The sequence below is a fragment of the Kitasatospora sp. NPDC093550 genome, assembly GCF_044764985.1.
Taxonomy (GTDB): domain Bacteria; phylum Actinomycetota; class Actinomycetes; order Streptomycetales; family Streptomycetaceae; genus Kitasatospora.
Genome location: NZ_JBIWJF010000009.1, coordinates 129,229 through 145,359, shown reverse-complemented (window position 1 = coordinate 145,359; position 16,131 = coordinate 129,229). Strand labels below are relative to the sequence as shown.

Here is a 16,131-nt window from a genome sequence, read left to right as displayed (position 1 = left end):
GCACAGTAACGGCCGGGGCCGCGATCCGTGAGGATCGCGGCCCCGGCCTTTTGCGTTCGGGCGTGGAGCCGTGCCGGCGTGGAGTCGTAAGTCGCGGGAATGGAGAAGAGCCGCGTACGGACGCCCTCACCGACGTCCGTACGCGGCGTCTCCGCCTGCCGGGGCGCTCTGCGCGCCGCTCCTCGCCCGTCCGCGTGTCATCACGGCCGCGGCCCTCCCCGGCGGCACCGTTCCCCGTCCCCAGGGGATCGGTGCCCGTACTGTGGCCGCCCCCAGGGGACGGCGTCCTTCGCGGCTGTTCCTCAGCGGCCGATCAGATCGGCGACGGCCTGGGCCTGGTTCGCCATCTGGTCCCACCCGCCGAAGAGCAGCATCAGGAGCACGGCGCACGGCAGGGCCATGGCCAGCGCCACCGCGGGATGCCGCGTGGGCTGCTCGGTGGTGGACCGGGACTGGACGAAGGCCTGCCGACGGCGGCGGGGGGTTCCCGTGAGCTGCGGTGCCATGCCCTGACTCCTGATCCGGTCGAGTTGGCGCGGTGAACGGCTTACCTCGGGGGACGAGCTCCCCGTCCACCGCTGGACCCAACGCTATTGGTCAGGGGGCCGTTCGGACGTCATGCCCTCGTACTGTTCGTCGGACGTCCCGGAGGATGACGCCCGGACTCGGGGCCTACTACCGCAGGGGGAGGGAAGGCTCGGCCGACCCCCGGGGGAACCCTGAGGGGCAACCCCGAGAAACGATCCGGCACCCCTGTGACCTGCAGGTCAGCGCAAGATCGGACAATCGCACGGTGGCTTGAGGTGTTGCGTATCAGCACACCGCAGCGGGCAGTCCGTAAGCTGTGCCAGACAGGAACTGACGATGGCCCAACCGACGGGGCCTCACACCCACAGGCTGACGGAGAACGGAACATGGCGATGATGCGGCTGAGGCGTGAGGACCCCCGCATCGTCGGGCCGTACCGCCTGCACCGGCGACTGGGCGCCGGCGGCATGGGCGTGGTCTACCTCGGCTCCGACCGCCGCGGGCAGCGGGTCGCGCTCAAGCTGATCCGCGCCGAGCTCGCCGAGGACCAGGAGTTCCGCACCCGCTTCGCCCGCGAGATCGCCGCCGCCTCCCGGATCAGGGGCGGCTGCACCGCCCGCGTCGTCGGCTCCGACATCGAGGCCGACCGGCCCTGGCTGGCCACCGCGTACGTGCCCGGGCCCTCGCTCTACAAGCGGGTCGGCGACGAGGGGCCGCTGAGCTGGCCCGAGGCGGCCCGGATCGGGGCCGCGCTCGCCGACGGGCTGGTCAAGGTGCACGAGGCCGGGGTCGTCCACCGGGACCTCAAGCCGTCCAACATCCTGCTCTCGCCCCGGGGCCCGCGGATCATCGACTTCGGCATCGCGTGGTCACGCGGCGCCAGCACGCTCACCCACGTCGGCACCGCCGTCGGCTCCCCCGGCTTCCTCGCGCCCGAACAGGTCCGCGGGGCCGCCGTCACGCCCGCCACCGACGTCTTCGCCTTCGGGGCCACCCTCGCGTACGCGCTCACCGGGGACACCCCGTTCGGGTCGGGGGCGTCCTCCGAGGTGATGCTGTACCGGGTCGTCCACGAGGAACCCGACCTGTCGGCCGTACCGCTGCAACTCGCCCCGCTGATCCGGGCCTGCCTCGCCAAGGAACCCGGCGAGCGACCCGGGGCGGCCGCGCTGCACGAGCGGCTCAGCGAACTGGCGGCGCGCGGCGCGGCGGCCGGGGCCGCCGGCGGTGGTGCGCGCACGGCCCGTCCGGCCCGGGGCGCGGCCGCCCCCGCCCAGCAGGACGGCGCCCGGCAGGGCGTTCCGGCGCCCGGGCGCTCGCCCGAACCTCCCCCCGCGGCCCGGGCCAGGGCGGCGGCGGGCCGTCCGGGAGCACAGGCCGCGGGCGGCGCGGGCCGACGTCCGCAGGGGTCGGCCGGGCCGCTCCCCCGGCCCGAGCCGACGCCGGTGACCCGCCCGCTTCGGCCGCGCCCGGACCGTCCGCAGACCCCGCCCCCGGCCCGGCCCGGCCCCCACGACCGGGCGCGTCGGGACCGCCAGCACACCCCCGTTCCCGGCGGGCGGCCCGGCACGGCGCGGCAGCGGCTGCTGCGGCAGCGGCTGGTCGTCTTCGTCACGGTGACGATCGGGGTCGCCCTGGCCATCGCGGCGGCCCAGGGCTGCGAGAACCGGGACAACCAAGGGCTGAAGCCGCCGACCGGGACGGTCGCGAGTGCGGGCGCTGCGGCGCGCGGTGGCGAGCAGGCCGTCCCCGGGACCTCGGTGGACGTCGCGCCGCAGGCCTCGGCCCCTCCGCTCCCGGTCGCCGCCCGCGGCGGTCCGGCGGACACCGCCCTGGCCGCCCCGCAGGGGCCCGTGCCGGCGGTCGACTGGCCGAACCGCAGCTACCCCGACGGGGCGGGCGGGCCTGCCATCGCCCTGCGGGACGGGCACTCGGTCGGGGGTGGGCCCCAGGTCGCGCTGAGCGCGGTGCTGCCGGCCCGGTACAAGGGCCTGCCGGCCGCGGTCGTCGTCCTGCGACGGACGGAGGGCTCGGCGCCGGTCGACCTCGTCCAGCTCTACACCTTCACCGGGGACGCCCCGGTCGCCACCACCACCCGTACCTCGGCGGCGGACCCGCAGGCCACGGCCACGTGGCGGCTGGACGGCAGCACGGTCGTCCGCGAGGAACGCACCACCGCCACCGGGGTGACCACCTCCACCCGCTACACCGTCCGCGCGGACGGCACCCTCGACGAGTCCTGGCCCGGCGCCTCCGGCGGCACCACCCCGCCCCCGGCCGCCGCCCCGGCACCCCCCACCTCCCCGGCGGGCTGACCCGGACGGGGAGGGGAAGTCGGACCGGCCGACTTCTCGCGCGAGGAGCTGACGAGCCCGGAGGGCGCGATGGCCCGGGGCGGGTGCATGAGACCTCTACCGGGCCGACTTCCTGTGGCGTGCCGGGAAGCGGCAGGAGTGCTGAGGGCCGCTTCGGCTGGCACCTGAGGCCCCTGGGCCGAGCTTGGTCGATCACGGGTGAAAGGGCGCGCGGCTGGGCTGCGCCCGGGGCACGCAAACCGGAAGTCGGGCGCGCCAACTGCCGGCGACAAGGACTCCGAGCCGGGGCGGGCGCGTGGGCGGCGGCTGTGGCGGCGGGGCGGATGGGCGAGGCGCCGGGGTGCGCGGAGGCCGGGGGCGCGCAGGAAGTCGGGCCCGCCGACTTCTGGTGAGACCCGGGGGCCGGGCCGACAGCTGCGGGCGGGGACAGCCAGACGGGTGGGTCAGGAGGCCTGCTGACTTGTGGTGAGGCGTGGGTGGGTGGGCCGGGGTGGGTCAGGGGGTGGTGACGGCGTAGAAGGCCACGGCTGCGGCGGCGCCCACGTTGAGGGAGTCGATCCCGTGGGCCATGGGGATGCGGACGGGGTGGTGGGCGGCGGCGATGGCGGGTGGGGTGAGGCCGTCGCCCTCGGCGCCGAGCATGAGGGCGGCCTTGGGGAGGCGGTTCGGGGTGAGGGTGGCGAGGTCGACCGCGTTGTCGGCGGGGGTGAGGGCGAGGAGGGTGAAGCCGGCCTCGCGGACGGTGTCCAGGGCGGCCGGCCAGGGGTCGAGGCGGGCGTACGGGACCGCGAAGACGGCGCCCATCGAGACCTTGACGGCGCGGCGGTAGAGCGGGTCCGCGCAGTCGGGCGAGAGCAGCACGGCGTCCATGCCGAGGGCGGCGGCGCTGCGGAAGATGGCGCCGAGGTTGGTGTGGTCGACCAGGCCCTCCAGGACGGCGACCCGACGGGCCCCGGCGAGCAGGTCGGCGGCGGCCGGGAGGGGCTTGCGCTCCATCGAGGCGAGGGCGCCGCGGTGGACGTGGTAGCCGGTGACGGCCTCCGCGAGCGAGGGCTCGACCACGTGGACCGGGGCGTCGGCCTCGGCGATGACGTCGGCCATCACGTCCAGCCACTTGGCGGTGAGCAGCATCGACCGCATCCGGTAGCCGGCGGCGAGGGCGCGGCGGATGACCTTCTCCCCCTCGGCGATGAACAGGCCCTCGGCGGGTTCGCGGCGGCGGCGCAGTTCGACGTCGGTGAGGCCGGTGTAGTCGGCGAGGCGGGGGTCGGCCGGGTCGGTGATGGTGCGGGGTTCGGACACCCTGCGATCTTGCCAAGCCGGGGCGGGGAAGGCCAAACGGCGGACGGGACTGGGTGGTCCCGGGCTAGTCGGAGTGCAAATATGACCGTATGGCCCGTTACCCGGGCCGATCCCGGGCTCCGTCGGCCCCTGGCGCCACTGCCTCCGCCGGCACCTCCGGTGGGCGCCCACACGGTCGGCCACAGCTGCCGCGCGCGAAGCGGGCGTGGCCGGTGTGGCACCGCTCGGTGGCCGGTCAGGTGTTCGCGCTGCAGGTCGTGGTCGCGCTGCTGCTGGTGGTGGCGGCCGTGGTGGCGCTGGTGGTGCAGTCGCACAACGACGCCGACAACGAGGCCCGCAACCGGTCGGTGGCGGTCGCCCAGACCTTCGCCAACTCGCCGGGCATCGTGGAGGCCCTCCGCTCCCCCGATCCGACCGCGATCCTGCAGCCGAAGGCGCAGTCCGCGCGGATCGGCTCCGGCGTGGACTTCATCGTCGTCCTGAACAACCAGGGCATCCGCTACACCCACCCCAACCCGGCCCGGATCGGCCAGAAGTTCGTCGGCGACTACCAGCCCGCGTTGAAGGGGCAGGTGGTGACCGAGCACATCACGGGCACGCTCGGCCCACTGGTGCAGGCGATCGTCCCGGTGTACGCGCCGGACGGCCAGGTGGTGGGGCTGGTCTCGGCGGGCGTGACGCTGGCGAACGTCAGCACCGCGAGCGAGCGTCAGCTGCCGGTGGTGCTGGGCGCGGCGGCGGGTGCGGTGGGGCTGGCCACGCTGGGCACGGCGCTGATCAGCCGTCGGCTGCGGCGGCAGACGCACGGGCTGGGTCCGGTCGAGATGACCCGGATGTACGAGCACCACGCGGCGGTGCTGCACGCGGTGCGCGAGGGCGTCATGATCGTCGGCGGGGACGGGCGGCTGCTGCTCTGCAACGACGAGGCCCGGCGGCTGCTGGACCTGCCGCCCGACGCCGAGGGCCGTCCGGTGGCCGAGCTGGGCCTGGAGCCGACGCCGCTGGAGCTGCTGACGGCCAACCGTCAGGTGACCGACGAGGTGGTGCTGTCCGGGGAGCGGCTGCTGGCGGTGAACGTCCGGCTGACCGACCAGGCGGGCGGACCGCCCGGCTGCGTGGCCACGCTGCGTGACTCCACCGAGCTGCTGGCGCTGTCCGGCCGGGCCGAGCGCGCCCAGCGGCGGCTGCGTCTGCTGTACGACGCCGGGGTGACGGTGGGCAGCACGCTGGACGTGACGCGGACGGCCGAGGAGTTGGCTCAGGTCGCGGTGCCGCGCTTCGCGGACGTCGTCACGGTCGACCTCGCGGAGCAGGTCCTGGCGGGTGAGGAGCCTCCGGCGGGCGCGCTGCTGGGGCAGATGCGGCGGGCGGCCTACGCGGCGGTCCGGGACGACGCGCCGTTCTACCCGGTCGGCACCGTGCTGGAGGTGGTGCCCGACACTCCGCTGGCCGGGGCGCTGCACCGCGGGGAGCCGGTCCTGGAGCCCCGTCTGTCCGAGGCGCAGGAGTGGCGTCAGCAGGATCCCGAGGGGGCGGCCCGGGCGCTGGCGTACGGGGTGCACTCGCTGGTGCGGGTGCCGCTGCGGGCGCGCGGGGTGCTGCTGGGGGTGGTCCGGTTCTGGCGGGCCCAGCGGGCGGAGCCGTTCGAGACGGACGACCTGGCGCTGGCCGAGGAGCTGGTGTCGCACGCGGCGGTCTGCATCGACAACGCCCGGCGCTACACCCGGGAGCACGCGATGGCGGTGACGCTGCAGCACAGCCTGCTGCCGCGCAGTCTGCCGGCGCAGAACGCGCTGGAGGTGGCGCACCGCTACCTGCCGGCCCAGGCCGGGGTGGGCGGGGACTGGTTCGACGTGATCCCGTTGCCGGGCGCGCGGGTGGCGCTGGTGGTCGGGGACGTGGTGGGGCACGGGCTGCACGCCGCGGCGACGATGGGCCGGCTGCGGACGGCGATCCACAACTTCTCGACCCTGGACCTGCCGCCGGACGAACTGCTGGGGCACCTGGACGAGCTGGTGAACCGGATCGACCAGGACGAGGCGGCGAGCGGCGAGAGCGCCGGGCTGACCGGGGCGACCTGCCTGTACGCGATCTACGACCCGGTGTCGCGGCGCTGCACGCTGGCCACCGCCGGGCACCCGCCGCCGGCCGTGGTGGACCCGCAGGGCCGGGTGGTGTTCCCGGAGCTGCCGACCGGGCCGCCGCTGGGGCTGGCGGTGCTGCCGTTCGAGACCGCCGAGCTGGAGCTGGCGGAGGGCAGCCGGCTGGTGCTGTACACGGACGGGCTGGTGGAGGACCGCGACCGGGACATCGACGAGGGGCTGGAGCTGCTGCGGGCGGCGCTGAGCGGCCGACCGCGGACGCCCGAGCAGACCTGCGCGGACGTCCTGGGCGCGATGCTGCCGGCGCACCCGCAGGACGACATCGCGCTGCTGGTGGCGCAGACCCGGGTGCTGGCGGCGGACCACGTGGCGGAGTGGGACGTGCCGTCCGACCCGGCGGCGGTGGGTGCCGTCCGGGCGGACGTGGCGCGGCGGCTGGAGGCCTGGGGGCTGGACGAGGCCGCGTTCGTCACCGAGCTGATCCTGAGCGAGCTGGTGACCAACGCGATCCGGTACGGCTCCGGGCCGATCCGGGTGCGGCTGCTGCGGGACCGCGCGCTGATCTGCGAGGTGTCGGACGGCAGCAGCACCTCGCCGCACCTGCGGTACGCGGCGACGGAGGACGAGGGCGGGCGCGGGCTGTTCCTGGTCGCCCAGTTCGCGGACCGCTGGGGGACGCGCTACACGGCGACCGGGAAGGTCATCTGGACGGAGCAGCCGCTGGAGTAGGAAGTCGGACCGGCCGACTTCCCACTCCTTGCCCCGGGCGTGAAGACGGGCCCTACGGCCGGAAGGCGGCGGCCAGGACGTTGACGACGTCGCCGATCACGATGACCGCCGGGGGCTTGACGCCCTCGGCCTCGACCACGGCGGCGACGGTGCCCAGGGTGGCGTCCACCCGGCGCTGGGCGGCGGTGGTGCCCTCCTGGACGATCGCGACCGGGGTGTCCGCGGGGCGCCCGTGCTCGACCAGCCGGGCGGCGATCGCGCCGATCTTGTCCACGGCCATCAGCAGCACCAGGGTGCCGCTCATCTTCGCGACGGCCTCCCAGTTGGTCAGCGAGCGCTCGTCGTCCGGGCCCACGTGGCCGGAGATCACGGTGAACTCGTGGGTCATGCCGCGGTGGGTGACCGGGACGCCGGCCGAGGCGGGGACGCTGATCGAGCTGGAGATGCCGGGCACGACCGTGACGGGCAGCCCGGCCTCGGCGCAGGCCAGCAGCTCCTCGCCGCCGCGTCCGAAGACGTACGGGTCGCCGCCCTTGAGCCGGACCACGAACTTGCCGGCCTTGGCGTGCTCGATCAGGGTGCGGTTGATCGCCTCCTGGGCCATGAACCGGCCGTACGGGATCTTGGAGGCGTCGATCACCTCGACGTGCTCGGGCAGCTCGGCGAGCAGTTCGCGCGGGGCGAGGCGGTCGGCGACCACCACGTCGGCGTCGGCGAGCAGCCGGCGGCCGCGCACGGTGATCAGGTCCGGGTCGCCGGGGCCGCCGCCGACCAGGGCGACGCCGGCTCCGTGCGAGCGGTACTGGCGGACGGCCAGCGAGCCGTCCCGCAGGCCGTCCACGATGGCGTCGCGCAGGGCGGCCGAGTGGCGCGGGTCGCCGGTGAGGACGGCCACCGTGGCGCCCGCGTCGCGGCCGCTGGCCGGGGTCCAGGCGGTGGCGGCGGAGGCGTCGTCGCTGCGGGAGCAGAACACCCGCGCGCGCTCGGCCTCGGCGCTGACGGCCGCGTTGACCGCCGGGTCGTCGGTGGCGACCAGGACGTACCAGGCGTCGGCCAGGTCGCCCTCCTGGTACGGACGGGCGTGCCAGGTGATCTCGCCGGCGTCGGCCATCGCCTGGACGGCCGGGGTGGTGACCGGGGATATCAGGTGCAGGTCGGCCCCGGAGGCGATCAGGGCGGGCAGCCGCCGCTGGGCGACCTGGCCGCCGCCGACCACGACGACGCGGCGGCCGGCCAGCAGCAGGCCGACCGGGTACGGGGTACGGCCCTCGGTGCTCGGGTGCGGGGTGGGCGCGGTCATCGGTGGTGCTCCTGATCGGGGGAGGGTGGGGGGACGGTACGGCGAGACGCCGCTCCGCGGGCCGGCGCGCCCTCGGGCCGGTCCGCGGAGCGGTGCGAGTCGCGTCAGGCCTTCTCGGTGACCCCGGCGGAGTCGAAGGTGGCTACATCGTGCATCGCCCGGGCCGCGCTCTGCACCAGCGGCAGGGCCAGCAGGGCGCCCGTGCCCTCGCCGAGCCGCAGGTCCAGGTCGATCAGCGGACGCAGGCCGAGCTTCGCCAGCGCGGCCTGGTGGCCGGGCTCGGCGGAGCGGTGGCCCGCGATGCAGGCGGCCAGCACCTCGGGGGCGATCGCCTTGGCGGCCAGCGCGGCCGAACCGGCGATGACGCCGTCCAGGACCACCGGGGTGCGCAGCGAGGCGGCGCCCAGCAGGAAGCCGGCGATGGCCGCGTGCTCCAGGCCGCCGATGGCGGCGAGGACGCCGATCGGGTCGTTCGGGTCGGGCTGGTGCAGGGCCAGCGCGGCGCGGATGACCTCGATCTTGCGGGCGTGCGTCTCGTCGTCGATGCCGGTGCCGCGGCCGGTGACCTCGGCCGGGTCGAGGCCGGTGAACACCGAGATCAGGGCGGCCGAGGCGGTGGTGTTGGCGATACCCATGTCGCCGGTGACCAGCGCCTTGTTGCCCGCGGCGACCAGGTCGCGGGCGGTCTCGATGCCGACCTCGATGGCCTGGACGGCCTCCTCGCGGGTCATCGCCGGGCCCTGCGTCATGTCGGCGGTGCCCGGGCGGACCTTGCGCGGCAGCAGACCGGTGGCCCGGCCCTGCTGGACGGCGTCCGGCAGCTCCGCGGCCACGCCGACGTCGACCACGCAGACCTCGGTGCCGATCTGCCTGGCGAAGGAGTTGATCACCGCTCCCCCGGCCAGGAAGTTGCCGACCATCTGGGCGGTCACCTCCTGCGGCCAGGGGCTGACGCCCTGGGCGTGCACGCCGTGGTCACCGGCGAAGATCGCCACGCAGGCGGGCTCCGGGATCGGCGGCGGGCACTTGCGGGACAGGCCGCACAGCTGGGCGGAGATGATCTCCAGCATGCCGAGCGAGCCGGCCGGCTTGGTCATCCGCTTCTGCCGGTCCCAGGCCTCGCCGAGCGCCTTGGCGTCCAGCGGGCGGATGCCGCGCAGGGTGTCCGCCAGCAGGCTCTGCGGCTCCTCGCCGGGCAGCGCCCGGTTGCCGTACTGCTCCTCGTGGACGACCCAGGACAGCGGGCGCTTCTTGGCCCAGCCCTGCTGCTCCAGCTCGGGCTCGTCCGGGAAGGAGTCGACGAAGCCGACGCAGAGGTAGGCCACGACCTCCAGGTGCTCGGGCAGGCCGAGCTCGCGGACCAGCTGCTCGTCGTCGAAGAAGCTCACCCAGCCGACGCCCAGGCCCTCGGCGCGGGCGGCCAGCCAGAGGTTCTCCACGGCCAGGGCGGCCGAGTACGGGGCCATCTGCGGCTGGGTGTGCCGGCCCAGGGTGTGCCGGCCGCCGCGGGTGCGGTCGGCGGTCACCACGATGTTGACCGGCGTCTCGAGGATGGCCTCGATCTTGATTTCCTTGAACTGCTTGGCCCGGCCCTTGGGCAGCGAGTCCGCGTACGCCTCGCGCTGGCGCTCGGCCAGGGCGTGCATCCGCTTGCGGGTCTTGGCCGAGCGGATCACCACGAAGTCCCAGGGCTGCGAGTAGCCGACGCTGGGCGCGGTGTGGGCGGCCTCCAGGACCCGGATCAGCACCTCGTGCGGGATCGGGTCCGGGCGGAAGCCGTTGCGGATGTCGCGGCGCTCGCGGATCACCTGGTGGACGGCCTCGCGGCCGGCCTCGTCGTAACCGGCGGCGGCCGGGCCGCGCGGCTCGGCGGGCTCCTCGGACCGGCCCTGCTCCTCGGCCACCGGCTGGTCGGTGGGCTGCTGGTCGGCGGCGGGCTGCTCGGCCTGCTGGTCCGCGGGCTGCTCGGCCGACTGCTCGGCCTGCGGCTCCTCGGCGGCCGGGGCCTCGGGGGCCTGCTCCGGGGTGGACTCGGCGGCCCCGGCGGCGGACGCCTCGGCGGCGGCCCCGGCGGCGGACGCCTCGGCGGCGGCCCCGGCGACCGGCTCCGCGGACTCAACGACGGCCTCGGCGGACTCGACCGGGACCTGGGCCTCGGCCTGCTCGGCGACCGGCTCGGCGGGAGCCTCCGCCGGGACCTCGGCCTGGGGCTGCTCCGCACCGCTCTCGGCGGGCGCGGCGGTTTCGGCGGCTTCGGCCGCCTGCTCGACGCCGGGCTGCTGCTCGGCCTGCGACGCGACGGCATCGGCGGGCTGCGCCGCCTCGGCCTCGACGGCGGGCGCGGCGGCCTCGGCCGCCACCGGCTCGGCGGTTTCGGCCTGGCCCTCGGCCTGACCCTCGGCCTGGACCTCGACCGGCACCTCGGCCTGGGCCTGCTCGGCGACCGGCTCGGCGGGAACCTCGGCTGGGACCGCCTCCGGCTGCTGCGGCTGCTCCGGCTGCGCGGCCTGGGCGGCGGCCTCGTTGACGGCCTGTCCGGACGGCATCTCACCGGTGCCCGCGGCGGTCTCGGCGACCGGCTCGACGACGGCCTCCGGCGTGGCGGCCACGGCCTCGACGACCTGGGCTCCGGCGCCCTGGACCGGCTCGACGGCGGGAGCGGTCTGAGCGGCCTCGCCGCCCTCGACGGCCTGCGGCGCGTCGGCGGCCGCTATGGGGGCGGGCTGCTGCGGGGCCTCCCCGGCCACCGGGGCCTGCTCGGTCGCCTGGACCTTGGGCAGGCCGTGCGGGGTGGGAGCGGCGAGGAAGGCGGAGATCCGGCGCGGCTGACCGGCCGGGGCGGCGGCCTCGGCCTGCTCGGCGGCACCGTCGACGGCGGTGCCCTCCACGGCGACGGACTCGACCGCGACGGGCTCGACCGCCACCGACTCGACCGCCACCGACTCGACGGCCACGGAGTCGACGGCCACGGAGTCGACGGCGACCGGCTCGACCGCGACGGGCGCGGCGGGAGCCTCCGCCACCGCCTGGGCGGCGTCCGCCGGCACCGGCTCGGCCACCACGGCCTGCGGCTCCGGGGCCACGGCCTGCGCGGCGGCCTCGGGCGCGGCCACGGCCTCGACGGGCTGAGCGCCCTGGAGGGCCTGGACGCCCTGCGCGGCCTCCGGCGTCTCGACGACCTCGATCACCTCGATCGCGCCGACCGTCTCGACGGCCAGGACGGCTTCGACCGGCTGCGAGGCCAGCGGCACCTGCACGGACTGCTGGACGTCCTGCGGCAGCGATTGCTGGACCTCCGGCGCCGGCGTGCCCGGAACCAGCGGAACGACCGGCGGCACCTGCGTCATCGGGACGGCCTGCGGCACCGCGGCCGGTGCCGCGGCGGTGGCCTCGGCCATCGGCGGCCGGCCGACGACCGGGATGCCGTGCGCGGGCGTGCCGCCCTGCGACGGGCCGCGGTCGGCCAGCGAGCGGACCGGAACCTGGCCGGTCATCAGCGACGGGTCGGGGATCGGCGGGCCGGCGTGCAGCGGGCGGCGCGGCGGCTGAGCCTGCGTCATCCCCTGCTGCGCGTGCTGCTGCAGCGGGACGGGGTGCTGCTGGAGGGGATCGGCGCCGAGCGCCGGCGGGTCCACCGGCGGCCAGGAGGGCTCGACCGGCATGCCGTCCTGCTGCGGCGCGAGCGGCATCTGCTCGGCCGGGACGGTCGCCATCGGCTCGCCCCAGGAGCCCTGCGGGCCCGGCATCAACAGCACGTCGTCCTCGTCGTCGAGGCCGTCCGGCGAGTCGGGCTGGTCGAGGAAGTGGAAGGCCGGGCGCGGGGCGCCCTGGTCGACGGCCCACCCCTCGCCGGGGTAACCGGGCGCGGGCATGCCGGGGACGGCGTAGCCGGGCTGGCCCTGCGGCGGGATGACGCCCGCACCCGGGGGCATCCCGCCGGGCATCGCGCCGACCGGGGCCGCCGGGTTCGGGATCACTCCGCCGTCGGTCGCGACGCCCTGCAGGGGTGCAACGCCCGCGACGCCCTCCGGTCCGCCGAGCGGGTCGGGCCCGCCGTGCAGGTGCTCCGGCAGTCCCTCGCCCGGGACGTGGCCGCCATCGGTCATTGTCAAAGCTCCTTCCAGGCCGCTGCCGCGCCCTCGGCGACGCGATCACCGATCGCAGCGCCCATCCGCACGGGCCGGGCCTGCACCGACCCGCCCCTCAACCACACGTGGCCGCCGCGCCGAAGCGCTGCGGCCCAAGTCCTTCCGGCGCGCTGCGGCACCCCGGCCCGGCGCACCGCCACACGGGGCGGCACATCGTCTGAAACAACGACAACCCGGAGCAACCGGTACGACCGCACCGGACCCTACGGCATTCTCCAGGTCCGGCACGAGGTCCGTCGAATTGCCCACACTCCGAGCGGAACCGGCTTGCACCACGTCAAAAAGGTGACAAACCGACCGAATCGGGTGGGTCGTCGGCCTCTGCATCCGCCCAGGACGTCACACTACCGGCCCGGCGCGGTCACCTCTCGAATCAGTGTCCGGATGCGACCTGGATCACCGTCCGCGCCATGTGGGTGCCGTGTCCGCGTCACCGCCCGCACCCCTGCCCGTGCTAGCGGCCGCGCGCCCTGCCCGCGCCCCCCGCGCCCGCCGCTGACGGCACCACCGCACCGCGCCACCGCGCGACCCCGGCGCGCGCCCGAGGCCTTCACACGATCTGCTCACCCCAGAGCACCAACGCGCCGGTTCCGCCCGCCCCCAGCGCCAGTGCGCCGCCCTCCCCGGCGGACCGCAGCGGGGTCGACTGGAGCAGCTCGCCCTCCGCGCGGTAGCCCGCCTCGCCGATCGCCCGGCTGACCTCCTCCGCCTCGGCGAAGGTCCGGGCCAACGCGACGAACCGCTCCGGCCTGCGGGCCAGCACGGCGCGCACCACGTCCGGTCCGCCGGACTCCACCACCGCCGCGTCCGGCTCCGGCAGGCCGCCCAGCACCTCGGGCCCGCTGCCGTACACGACCTCCACCTCGACGCCGAACCGGCGGGCGTTGACGGCCAGCCGGGCACAGGCCGAGCGGGACCCCTCGACCGCGACCACCGCGGCGCCGAACCGCGCCGCCTCCACCGCGAGGGCGCCACTGCCCGCGCCCACCGACCAGACCAGGTCACCGGGACGTGCACCCAGACGGGCCAGCACCAGCGCGCGCACGTGCGCGGGGAGCGCTTCCGACGCGCCCGTCTCACCGTCCGTGCGCCCGGCGCCCGCGTAGGCGTCACCGGGGAGCGCCCAGCCGCGCTCCGCGCCGGGGTAGCCGACCGGGCGCCCGGCCAGCCAGCCGGCCGCCTGGTCCACCGCGCCGGCCTGGGCGCCGCCACCGATCACCAGCACCACGTTGGGGTCGCGCCACACGTGGTCGGCGATCCGGTCGGAGGTGAGGACGGTGACGTCCTCCTCCGGGGTGCCGAGGGCCTCGCAGACCACGAAGGTCCGGTGCACCCCGCGCAGCATCAGGGCGAGTTCGGCGGGCCCGGCGCCCGGCGCGGTGAGCACCGCGACCTTGGGGTGGGCCCGGCAGATGTTGGCCGCGCGGCGCAGCCGGCCGCCGTGGACGCTGACCACCTGGGCGTCCTCCCAGGGCATGCCGGCCCGGGCGAAGGCGGTGGCGACGGAGGAGACGGCGGGCAGGACTTCGAGTTCGAGGCCGTACTCGGGCCGGCGCAGGGTGCGCACCACGCCGAAGAAGCCCGGATCGCCCTCGGCGACCACGACGGCGGCGCCGCGGTGCTCGGCGATCCGACGGGCGGCCTGCCGGATGTTGCCGAGGGTGATCCGCTCGGCGGCGTCCGGCACCGGGAGGGCGCCCAGTTGGTAGGGGGCTCCGGCCACCAGGGTCGCCGCGGCGAGGGCCGCTCCGGCGGCCTCGGTCAGCGGCGTGCCGTCCCACCCGATGACCGTGATCCGGTCAGCCATCTGCGGCCGTTCTCCCTCGACTCGGTGCGCCACGCGGTGCGCCGTGGTGCGGCGCCGGTCAGAGGCTACCGGGTGTGATCCCCGGGGGGCGGACATCTCGCACACATGTCCGTGACGAGCGGCCGGCCCGCGGGGGTCGGGTCCGGAGGGACCGGTGGCGCGGCCTCAGTCGCGCAGCACGTAGCGGTGGTCGCCGTGCCAGCCGTTCCGGTGCAGCTCGGGCGACTCCAGGTCCTCCGGGAGCAGGCTCCACAGGATCAGGTCGCTGCGGCTCTCGCCCCCGGCCCGGCGGCTGCGAGGTACCCCCACGACGACCTCGCCGGACTCGCCGCGCACTATCCAGGCGCTGCGCAGCACGCCCTCGCTGATGGCGCCGATCTTGCCCGCGACCTGCTGGGCCGCGGTGTTCCCGGCGGCGGTGCGCATCTCCAGGCGCAGGAAGCCGCGGTCCTCGAACAGCCACTGGGCGACGCCGAGGACGGCCTCCGGGGCGTAGCCCTCACCGCGCGCCCACGCGGCGGTGATGTAGGAGATCTCGGTGCTGCGCAGCCGCCAGTCGGTGGCGCGCAGCTCGACCAGGCCGACCAGGCGCTGGGTCAGGTGCTCGGTGACGGCCAGGACGATGCCGCGCCCGGCGGCCCGGTGGGCGGGGGCGAGGGTGCGGGCGAGGTCGGCCGCGTACGCCTCGGTGAAGGGGTGCGGCTGGTCCGTCCAGGCCAGGACGAGGTCGTCGGCCATCATCGTGGCCAGGGCCGGGGCGTCGTCCTCCGCAAGGGGACGCAGCAGCAGCCGTTCGGTGCTGATGGCGGTCTCGGGGAAGCTCGCTGCCATGCCGTCTCTCCTCGCCGGGTCGTGAACACAACACCGTACGCTCCGTCGCACTCCGGGTACCACGCGGTGCGCCGCGCGCACGACGGTACGTCAGAACGCCGTCGCCCGGGGCGTCCCAGGGTGCATACTGCCCGACCGGGCCCCCGCCGCACCTCGGCGGGGGCCCGGTCGGGCGTGGGAGGCGGATCGCGCCGCGGCGGATCAGAAGGCCGGGATGACCGAGCCCTGGAAGGTGTCGTTGATGTACTTCTTGACCTCGTCGGAGTGCAGCAGCTCGGCGAGCTTCTTGACCCGCGGGTCGTCCTCCTTGCCCTTCTTGACGGCGAGGATGTTGGCGTACGGGTTGCCGTCCGCCTTCTCCAGCACCAGCGCGTCGGTGGCGGGCTTCAGGCCGGAGTCGAGCGCGTAGTTGCCGTTGATGACGGCGGCGTCGAGGTCGGAGACCGAGCGGGGCAGCTGGGCGGCCTCCAGCTCCTTCCACTTGAGGTTCTTCGGGTTGCCGGTCACGTCCGCCGGGGTGGCGGTGGTGGTGACGCCGTCCTTGAGGGTGATCAGCTTGTTGTCGGCGAGCAGCTTGAGCGCGCGGCCCTCGTTGGTGGCGTCGTTCGGCAGGCCGATGGTGGCGCCGTCCGGCAGGTCGGTGATCGCCTTGACCTTCTTGGAGTAGAGGCCGAGCGGCTCCAGGTGCACGGTCTCCACCGACACGATGGTCGTTCCGTGCTTCTTGTTGAAGTCCTCCAGGTACGGGACGTGCTGGAAGTAGTTGGCGTCGGCCGAACCGTCCTGCACCGCCGTGTTGGGGGTCACGTAGTCGGTGACCTCCTTGATGTCGAGCTTCAGGCCCGCCTTCTCCGCGAGGTTGTCCTTGACGAACTTGAGGACCTGTCCGTGCGGGGTGGGGCTGGCGACGACCTTGAGCGGCGCGTTCGGGTCCGAGGAGGAGGAGCCCGAGCTGCCGCAGGCGGCGAGGGAGAGGGCGAGGCCGGCGGTGGCCAGGGCGCTGGTGAACTTCAGGGAGTTGCGCACGAAAAGTGCCTTTCTGCGTGGTGCGGGGAGCCGCGTCCGGGGT

8 protein-coding genes and 1 pseudogene are annotated in these 16,131 nt (G+C 75.6%); 2 read left to right on the top strand and 7 right to left on the bottom strand.

The window, feature by feature from the left end; translation table 11 throughout:
- Nucleotides 1–302: 302 nt before the first annotated feature.
- The gene (locus tag ACIRD3_RS16835) at nucleotides 303–506 is read right to left on the bottom strand and encodes a hypothetical protein (RefSeq protein WP_402216657.1); all 204 of its coding nucleotides are present in this window, start codon (nucleotides 504–506) and stop codon (nucleotides 303–305) included.
- 408 nt (nucleotides 507–914) lie between these two features.
- On the opposite strand from ACIRD3_RS16835, the pseudogene ACIRD3_RS16830 reads away from it, so the two are divergent.
- Nucleotides 915–2,192 (top strand): annotated as a pseudogene (locus ACIRD3_RS16830) (serine/threonine-protein kinase); the annotation flags it as partial.
- A 1,146-nt stretch (nucleotides 2,193–3,338) separates the two neighbouring features.
- On the opposite strand, the gene ACIRD3_RS16825 reads toward ACIRD3_RS16830, so the two are convergent.
- Nucleotides 3,339–4,145 carry a TrmH family RNA methyltransferase gene (locus tag ACIRD3_RS16825; RefSeq protein ID WP_402216654.1) on the bottom strand — a complete coding sequence of 269 codons (807 nt, stop codon included), beginning with the start codon at nucleotides 4,143–4,145 and terminating at the stop codon, nucleotides 3,339–3,341.
- Between the two features lie 89 nt (nucleotides 4,146–4,234).
- Here ACIRD3_RS16825 and ACIRD3_RS16820 point away from each other — a divergent pair, with 89 nt between their 5' ends.
- The gene (locus tag ACIRD3_RS16820; RefSeq protein ID WP_402216651.1) at nucleotides 4,235–6,976 is read left to right on the top strand and encodes a SpoIIE family protein phosphatase; all 2,742 of its coding nucleotides are present in this window, start codon (nucleotides 4,235–4,237) and stop codon (nucleotides 6,974–6,976) included.
- A gap of 52 nt (nucleotides 6,977–7,028) precedes the next feature.
- On the opposite strand, the gene cobA is transcribed toward ACIRD3_RS16820, so the two are convergent.
- The 5 genes from cobA to ACIRD3_RS16795 form a co-directional block, all read right to left on the bottom strand.
- On the bottom strand, nucleotides 7,029–8,276 hold the full coding sequence (gene cobA / locus ACIRD3_RS16815; protein ID WP_402216648.1) for a uroporphyrinogen-III C-methyltransferase: 1,248 nt from the start codon (nucleotides 8,274–8,276) through the stop codon (nucleotides 7,029–7,031).
- A gap of 104 nt (nucleotides 8,277–8,380) precedes the next feature.
- Nucleotides 8,381–12,382, bottom strand: coding sequence for a nicotinate-nucleotide--dimethylbenzimidazole phosphoribosyltransferase (gene cobT / locus ACIRD3_RS16810; protein ID WP_402216645.1), 4,002 nt, complete (start codon nucleotides 12,380–12,382; stop codon nucleotides 8,381–8,383).
- A 592-nt stretch (nucleotides 12,383–12,974) separates the two neighbouring features.
- Nucleotides 12,975–14,231, bottom strand: coding sequence for a precorrin-6y C5,15-methyltransferase (decarboxylating) subunit CbiE (cbiE, locus tag ACIRD3_RS16805; RefSeq protein WP_402216644.1), 1,257 nt, complete (start codon nucleotides 14,229–14,231; stop codon nucleotides 12,975–12,977).
- A 165-nt stretch (nucleotides 14,232–14,396) separates the two neighbouring features.
- On the bottom strand, nucleotides 14,397–15,062 hold the full coding sequence (locus ACIRD3_RS16800) for a GNAT family N-acetyltransferase (protein WP_402216641.1): 666 nt from the start codon (nucleotides 15,060–15,062) through the stop codon (nucleotides 14,397–14,399).
- Between the two features lie 201 nt (nucleotides 15,063–15,263).
- Nucleotides 15,264–16,088, bottom strand: coding sequence for a MetQ/NlpA family ABC transporter substrate-binding protein (locus ACIRD3_RS16795; RefSeq protein ID WP_402216638.1), 825 nt, complete (start codon nucleotides 16,086–16,088; stop codon nucleotides 15,264–15,266).
- Nucleotides 16,089–16,131 lie beyond the last annotated feature (43 nt).

Bases quoted from the DNA above. Each gene is read 5' to 3' on its own strand.
- ACIRD3_RS16835 (WP_402216657.1), bottom strand. From the start codon at position 506: ATGGCACCGCAGCTCACGGGAACCCCCCGCCGCCGTCGGCAGGCCTTC.
- ACIRD3_RS16820 (WP_402216651.1), top strand. From the start codon at position 4,235: ATGGCCCGTTACCCGGGCCGATCCCGGGCTCCGTCGGCCCCTGGCGCC.
- cobA (WP_402216648.1), bottom strand. From the start codon at position 8,276: ATGACCGCGCCCACCCCGCACCCGAGCACCGAGGGCCGTACCCCGTAC.
- cobT (WP_402216645.1), bottom strand. From the start codon at position 12,382: ATGACCGATGGCGGCCACGTCCCGGGCGAGGGACTGCCGGAGCACCTG.
- cbiE (WP_402216644.1), bottom strand. From the start codon at position 14,231: ATGGCTGACCGGATCACGGTCATCGGGTGGGACGGCACGCCGCTGACC.
- ACIRD3_RS16800 (WP_402216641.1), bottom strand. From the start codon at position 15,062: ATGGCAGCGAGCTTCCCCGAGACCGCCATCAGCACCGAACGGCTGCTG.